The 6,299-nt window shown below is 49.3% G+C and carries 1 protein-coding gene and 1 pseudogene; one reads left to right on the plus strand and one right to left on the minus strand.

Translation table 11 applies throughout. The annotated features are described in order from the left end of the window. Positions 1 to 591 precede the first annotated feature (591 nt). Entirely contained in the window at positions 592 to 5,790 is a 5,199-nt protein-coding gene (locus IQ224_RS20635) for a S8 family serine peptidase (RefSeq protein WP_194033444.1), read from the plus strand. Between the two features lie 114 nt (positions 5,791 to 5,904). Here IQ224_RS20635 and IQ224_RS20640 read toward each other — a convergent pair. Further along, positions 5,905 to 6,177, minus strand: a pseudogene (locus IQ224_RS20640) (transposase); the annotation flags it as partial. Positions 6,178 to 6,299: the final 122 nt, after the last annotated feature.

Consider the following 6,299-nt stretch of genomic DNA (forward strand, 5'->3'; position numbering starts at 1 on the left):
TAAGAGACAGGGTGTGGGGTGTGGGGTGTGGGGTTTTACCCATTTTCAGGGGGTCAATTACCTAATTTTCAGGGAAAAAGAGCCTAAATTTCCCCCCCGATCCCCCCAAGGTCTGGCACTTTTTGATGGGAAAAAAGTCTAAAATTCTTATCCAACAAGGTTTTTAGATTTATTCAGCAGACCCTAATTATCTTTTCTATAATTGGGCTACAGTTTTTGGAAAATAGTTTTAGTATTTACTCTGTTGATTGAGAAACCCTGACCTAGTAAGCTAGGACGCATTTACGCAACGAATTTTAACTGCGCCTCAAGAAGTAATTTAAATGCACGGGCAGCTTAATACCTCTAGGTTTTTTAATTCTCAATAATGCTTTTCTTATTGCTGTGAATAATCAGGCTCTTGGATAAATTAATTTAAGAAAAAATTTATTTTTTTCTTAAACTTATCTATTTATAATCATAAGTAGATGAAAGATTTAGCCCCAGGGCAGAAAGGTTGGGCTGGTCTTTTTCCCTAACCATAAACAGAAAAAATTCAACACCCCCAGGTAATTGACCGATTAATTTTCGGAAAATGGGGTGTGCCTGCTGATGAAGACAACACAATTAAGTTCCAATTTATCTAGTACAGATATGTCATCTCTAGAAGATTTTTTGAGTTTTGACGGAGCCTCCCCAATCACCTTTGATTTAACAGGTTCCGACGATTTAACTGTATCGAAGGAAACTTCTCCCTTAGGAGTCCTGAACTCTAACCCCTCCCCATCTACAGTCTCCTCTGAGGCCCCCACGGTTCCAGTCTCCCCTGCTGCTACGAGTCAAGTGGTCTTTCCCGCTTCTCTTAGTATTGACTCTTCTGGTTATCTCGCCAGTCCAGCGCCGAGTCCTGCCTCTGTACCCACTACCGACCCCGTCACCACCAGTCCAGCGTCGGGTCTTGTCTCTGTACCCACTACCGCCCCCGTCACCTCCGAGCTAAGACCGGCAGCAACTAGCACCCTTGCCCCTTATGCTCCCAATCAACTGATTGTCAAGTTCAAGAAGGGAATCGCCAGCGCCCAAGTTGCTCAGTTTCGGTCCCTCTTTGGTGCTGTCAGTACCCAGACGATTAAACTAACGGGGGCGCAGGTTTGGAAGTTATCCGGGTCGCTCTCTGTGGAGAAGATTCTGGCACAATATCGCTCCAATCCGATTTTTGAATACATTGAGCCCGACTATATTCTGAGGAAAGGCACAATCACTCCGAGGGCGACATTCCCCAACGACCCCAGTTTTAATCAACTTTGGGGATTGCATAACACCGGACAAAGTGGCGGTACTCCCGATGCCGATATTGATGCCCCTGAAGCCTGGGATATTCAGACCGGCGATCCTAATTTAGTGATTGGAGTTATTGATACGGGGGTGGACTACAATCACCAAGACCTAGTTGGCAACATCTGGACAAACCCAGGGGAAATTGCTGGGGATGGCATTGACAACGATGGCAATGGCTACGTTGATGACATTCGCGGTTGGGACTTTGCCTACAACGACAATAACCCCAGTGATGTTGATGGTCACGGAACCCATGTTTCGGGAACCATTGCTGGCAAAGGAAATAATGGGGTCGGCGTGACGGGGGTGGCTTGGAATGCCAAAATCATGCCCCTGAAGTTCCTTGATGATACGGGATCAGGCACTCTCTCCAATGCCATCTTGGCAATTAACTATGCGACGGCCAAAGGAGTTAAGCTCACCAATAATTCCTGGGGTGGCGGCGGTTTTAGTCAGGCGCTCTACGATGCGATTAATGCGGCGGGTCAGGCGGGAGCTTTATTTATTGCGGCGGCTGGTAATAGTGGACAAAACGCGGATATCAATCCCATGTATCCCGCTGCCTACAACCTCCCTAATATTATTTCCGTTGCTTCCACCACCCGCACCGATGCTCTCTCTTCCTTTTCCAACTATGGCTTAAACAGCGTAGATTTGGGTGCGCCTGGTTCAGACATTTACAGTCTAGCTCCTGGTGGTGGATACGCGACCCTTTCAGGGACATCCATGGCCAGTCCCCATGTGGCGGGGGCGGCGGCTTTGTTGTGGTCACAAAATCCCACCTGGACAGCCCAACAGGTGAAAAACACCTTAATGAACACGGGGGATTCTATTGCGGCTCTAGCAGGGAGAACGGTTTCTGGTAAGCGGCTCAATGTGTTTAACGCTTTGGCGGCGGCTAACTTACCTTCCGTAACCGTCAGTGTCAGTCCGGCCACTGTGCAGGAAGACGGTGTGACTAACTTGGTTTATACCTTTACTCGCACTAACTTAAACCTGAGTTCTCCCCTGACCGTTAACTTCGGGGCGAGTGGCATAGCCAACGCCGCCCCAGTGGGAAGCGACCCAGCCGATTACAACGTATTAACAGGTAGTGCTGTCACCTTTAACCCGACGACGAAACTGGGAACCGTCACTTTTGCTGCCGGTGCGACAACGGCAACGGTCGAGGTTGATCCCATTGCTGACACTATTGCCGAAATCGCTAACGAAACAGTGGCTCTCACGGTTAATAGCGGCACCGGTTATATTGGCGGTTCACCTGGAACAGCCACAGGAACGATTGTTTCCGAAGAAACCCTACCGATTTTTAGTAACCCTAACCCGATTACTATTCCTAACATTGGTTCCAGTACCCCCTATCCTTCCACTATTAATGTTTCAGGCTTAAGCGGTAATATTAATAGCCTGAAAGTAACGCTGACAAACCTGAGCCATACTTACCCCGATGATATTGATGTATTACTGGTCGGTCCGACGGGAACCAAAGCCCTATTAATGTCCGATGTGGGTGGCTCAGATGATGTCAATAATATCACTCTCACCTTTGATCCGACGGCCACCTCCTCCTTGCCCGATTCAGGGCTAATTACCAGTGGCAGTTATAAGGCCACAGACTTTGAAACCGGTGATATCTTTAACTCGCCCGCTCCCGGTGGCCCCTACGGTACGGACTTCTCCGTATTCAACGGCATCAACCCCAATGGAACCTGGAGCCTCTACGTTGTGGATGACGCGGGAGGGGACGTGGGAACTATTGCTGGTGGTTGGTCACTGAATATTGGTACAGGTACTGCGACTCCGGTGGTGACAGTAGTAGCCACCGATGCCGATGCTGGCGAACCCACCAACCCAGGGCAATTCACCCTCACCCGTACCGGTCCGACCACCAGTGCCTTGAGGGTCAACATGGCCATGAGTGGTACAGCAACCAATGGAGCGGATTATACGGCCATTCCCACCACTGTGACTTTTGCGGCGGGTTCCTCCACCGCAGTGGTTAACCTCAATGTCATTGACGACACCCTCCCAGAAGGCACGGAAACCGCCACCCTCACCGTCTTAGCCGGCTCTGGTTATACCCCCGGCAGTTTAGGCAATAAGTCTGGCTCTGCGGAAAGCAAAGGCAATGTCACACCATCTTCTAGTGCAACTGTAAGCATTGCCGACAATGAGCCGCCTCTGAACACAATTACCCTGAACGCGGCAGATACGGGATGGTACGATAACACGGGATTCCACATTCCTAGCAATACAAATTACATTGTAGGAGATAACGAAAACCCTAACATCCTTTATCGCAACTGGTTTACTTTCAATCTGCCCACATTGACCGCCCCGATTATCAGCGCTCAACTGAAGGTAAATACCTTTGGCTATAGTAGTCCGCAAACCAGTGAAACCTATGAGTTACGCGATGTCACGACGGCGGTACCCACCCTAACGGCGGGGGGAAGCGGTAAAACGGCGATCTATGCTGACTTAGGAGATGGTGCTATTTATGGCAGCCGGGTTTACACCAATGCAGACAATAACCTGATTCGTACCATTGACCTCAACGCCGCCGCCATCAGTGCCTTGACAGCGAAGAGTGGTCAAGCCTTTGCCCTGGGTGGTTTATTGACAACCCTGGACACGATTGACAATATCGAGTATGTCTTTGGTTCTTCAGGTCCTGTTCTGGGGGATGTGCAGTTAGTGCTGAATACGGGTACTGCCCTTCCCGTCGTCACAGTAGTAGCCACCGATGCCGATGCTGGCGAACCCACCAACCCAGGGCAATTCACCCTCACCCGTACCGGTCCGACCACCAGTGCCTTGAGGGTCAACATGGCCATGAGTGGTACAGCAACCAATGGAGCGGATTATACGGCCATTCCCACCACTGTGACTTTTGCGGCGGGTTCCTCCACCGCAGTGGTTAACCTCAATGTCATTGACGACACCCTCCCAGAAGGCACAGAAACCGCCATTCTCACCGTCTTAGCCGGCTCCGGTTATACCCCCGGCAGTTTAGGCAATAAGTCCGGCTCCGCTACAGCCAGTCAAGGCAATGTCACACCATCTTCTAGCGCAACCGTAAGCATTGCTGACAATGAGCCGCCTCTGAACACAATTACCTTGAACGCGGCAGATACGGGATGGTACGACAGCACGGGATTCCACGGTCCTACCAATACCAATTACGCTGCAGGAGATAGTAACATTGCTGATGGGAAGCTCTACCGCAACTGGTTTACCTTCAATCTGCCCACGTTGACAGCCCCGATTATCAGCGCTCAGTTACGGGTGAACACCTATGACTACGATAGTCCGCAAACCACTGAAACCTATCAGTTACGCGATGTCACGACGGCGGTACCTACCTTAACTGCGGGGGGAAGCGGTAAAACGGCGATTTATGCTGACTTAGGAGATGGTGCTATTTATGGCAGCCGAACCTACACCAATGCAGACGATAACCAGTTTCGTACCATTGACCTCAACGCCGCCGCCATCAGCGCCTTGACAGCCAAGAGTGGTCAAGCCTTTGCCCTCGGTGGTTTATTGACAACTCTGGATACGATTGACAACAGCGAGTACGTCTTTGGTTTTTCCAATGGCAATGTTGGAAATGTGCAGTTAATTCTGAATACAGGTACTGCGACTCCAGTGGTGACATTAGCCAGTAACTATAGCGGGGTGAGTGAAAACGGCAAAACTAACCTCGTCTATAACTTCACTCGTTCAGGAGCCACCACTAACTCTTTAACCGTTAACTTTACCCTTGCTGGTACGGCAACTCGTAGCAATGACTACAATGCCTACGGCGGGAATTTTGTCTCACCAACAACGGGTAATATTGTCTTCGCGCCTGGTCAGACAGCGGCTAAGATCGAGATCGTGACAACTGGAGATAGCGTCAGAGAAGCCAATGAAACAATCGCCTTTACCCTAGCGAGTGGCAGTGGCTATACCATTGGCACACCAGGTGCTGTCACCACTATGATCCTGAATGATGACGGTGTTCTCAATCAACAGGGAACCACGGGTAACGATGTGATCGAAGCCGGAACTACCCGCAATCTGAGCGGTCGAGCGGGCCATGACATTTTGATTGGTTCCAATGCCAGCGATATGTTAGTTGGCGGTGCAGGGAATGACACGATTACCTCTGGTACTGGTTTTGACGTAATTGCCTATAGCCTTGCCAGTGAAGGCCAAGATACGATTACGGACTTCAACGTTTTCCAAGATACGCTCCAAGTCTCGGCGGCGGGTTTTGGTGGCGGATTAATCGCCGGTGAAAGTATTGCGGCGGCTCAATTTGTCTTGGGAACCGTCGCCACGACGGCCAGCCATCGCTTTATCTTTAATAAACCAACAGGCCAACTCTTCTTTGATGTGGATGGTAATGGTTCTGGCGCTGCAAGGCTACTGGCGACCTTGACTCCTAACCTTAACTTGACAGCAGATAATATCTTTGCGGCTTAGAATCGCGCAAGATAGGTTATTAAACTAGAGTGCGTCATCATTTAAGTCTGACAACAACTCCGGGCAAGGGGACTGGGTTCTGAGTCCCCTTGTCAAGACGTGAGTTCGACGGAGCTAAAAAATAGCAGGAGGTAGAGCAGGGAAGCCCTTTGGCTCTAAATCCAAGGAGGGTTTTTTGGGCAAATAGCTATAAGCAATCAAGCCAGCAAAGAGATTGACGAGAAAGTTCCAAACGCTGCGATGTCTGGAATGTTCAATCTGGCAGATATTTTTCAGTTCGTCGTTAACTGTTTCAATTAAAGAACGCTTGCGAAGCAAGATTTTATCAATAATTTTGACTAATTTTTGCTTCATCTTCTTTTTGGAGCGGGTAATTAATTGTAACCCACATTCCGCACCCTAAGCTGTCACAGAGAGAAATTACGGAGAGAAAAAATCAAAGTGAGCATAAAAATAAACATAAGGAGCGAAAAAAGGCATTTGAGAAACAGTAAAGCACCAAAAATGGC

Origin of the sequence: Microcystis sp. LEGE 00066, assembly GCF_015207925.1 — a bacterium.
Lineage (GTDB): Bacteria > Cyanobacteriota > Cyanobacteriia > Cyanobacteriales > Microcystaceae > Microcystis > Microcystis ichthyoblabe_A.

Excerpts from the sequence above, each read along its gene's own strand:
- IQ224_RS20635 (WP_194033444.1), top strand. The coding sequence starts at position 592 with ATGAAGACAACACAATTAAGTTCCAATTTATCTAGTACAGATATGTCA.